This window comes from Paenibacillus sp. 05T425 (assembly GCF_056396205.1).
The window spans coordinates 1-580 of the sequence record NZ_JBFTLA010000056.1; the positions used below are offsets into that span (position 1 = coordinate 1).

General features: G+C 55.9%; 1 protein-coding gene. It reads left to right on the plus strand.

Translation table 11 applies throughout. The annotated features are described in order from the left end of the window. Positions 1–141: 141 nt before the first annotated feature. Positions 142–580, plus strand: a 439-nt coding sequence (locus tag AC1DF0_RS32020) for a phospholipid carrier-dependent glycosyltransferase (RefSeq protein ID WP_477577588.1), incomplete at its 3' end; no start/stop codon positions are given.

Below are 580 nucleotides of genomic sequence, written 5' to 3' on the forward strand. Positions count from 1 at the left end.
GACTATAACTAGTCCGTAACCATTAGATGGCTGACGCAACTTCTGTAGTCCACATCGCTATTGTGTTGCTTTATGTAAAAAGTTCCGCTAGTGCAAGCGTGCACCTGGCGGAGCAACATCCTTCTGCGCCAAGGTCGAGTCATGACGTCCAATAACTTGTTGCCCCACCCCGACGGCTCTTTATTGCGTGGCACCGCGCGTGCGCTGCCCATCACCGAACGCTGGATCGTGCCCGGCTTGCTGCTGGCGTACGTGGTCTTCTACCTGCTGCCGCTAGTCACCCATGGTCTATGGATTCCCGATGAAACCCGCTATGGCCAGATCAGTCAGGAAATGCTGCTGAGCGGTAACTGGGTGTCCCCGCACTTCATGGGTATCCGCTACTTCGAGAAACCCATCGCCGGTTACTGGATGATCGCCATCGGTCAAGCGGTGTTTGGCGACAACCTGTTTGGTGTGCGTATCGCTTCGGCGCTGAGCACCGGGCTGAGCGTCTGGCTGACTTACCTGATTGCTCGCCGATTCTGGAATGATCCGAGCAAGAGCTTTATCTGCGCCTTGCTCTACATGAGCTTCGGCC